Below are 924 nucleotides of genomic sequence, written 5' to 3' on the forward strand. Positions count from 1 at the left end.
CCGGCAGAACACGCCCTTCGAAGGCGTGTCCCGAGCGGGTAACAGCTATCGACGTCGGTAGATCCCGGTGATGGGTAGTCTGGCGACGTTTCCTTCGACCGGGTTGACCACGATATCCTGATCGACCGTCTGCGCCGGAAAATCCCCGATCCCGGCATCATCGGCCTGGTCCGGGCCTATCTGAACGCCGACATCGTCGATGGGGATACGGTCATCAAGCGGAACAGGGGTACGCCGCAGGGCGGGCCGCTGTCGCCGCTTCTGGCCAACCTGCTGCTGGACGAGGTGGACAAGGAGCTTGAACGGCGGGGCCATGCCTTCTGCCGCTATGCCGACGACTGCAACGTCTATGTGCGATCGCGGCGGGCGGGTGAACGGGCGATGGCTCTGCTGCGGCGTCTCTATGGCCGGCTTCACCTGACGGTGAACGAGGCCAAGAGCGCCGTTGCCAGCGTCTTCGGCCGCAAATTCCTCGGCTACGCCTTCTGGGTGGCACCAGGGGGTGTGGTCAAGCGACGGGTGGCCGACAAAGCCATCAAGGCATTCAAGGATCGCGTCCGCGAGCGGACAGCCCGTGTGACAGGGCGGTCCTTGAAATCCGTGACAGAACGGCTGAACGTCTTCGTGCGTGGATGGAAAGCCTATTTCAGACTGGCGCAAACACCTAGGGTCTGGCGAGAGCTAGACGAATGGATGCGTCATCGCCTGAGGGCGATCCAGCTCAAGCAATGGACAACAAGCAGGACGATCTTCCGGGAACTGACAGCTAGAGGAGCAAGCCTCGATGTGGCGAGCCGAGTGGCGGTAAATTCCCGCCGCTGGTGGCGCAACAGTGCAAAGCTCCTCAACACTGTCCTCACGATCAAATGGGCCGACCAACTCGGAATGCCCAGACTCACTTAACCTCAATCTCTCGAACCGCCC

The 924-nt window shown here is 61.7% G+C and carries 1 protein-coding gene; it reads left to right on the plus strand.

The features are described from left to right. Positions 1-141: 141 nt before the first annotated feature. Positions 142-903, plus strand: a complete 762-nt coding sequence (locus PY650_RS36540; protein WP_285884966.1) for a group II intron maturase-specific domain-containing protein — start codon at positions 142-144, stop codon at positions 901-903. The last annotated feature ends 21 nt before the right edge of the window (positions 904-924 follow it).

Source organism: Martinezella calliandrae, assembly GCF_030272695.1.
Classification (GTDB): Bacteria; Pseudomonadota; Alphaproteobacteria; order Rhizobiales; family Rhizobiaceae; genus Rhizobium; species Rhizobium calliandrae.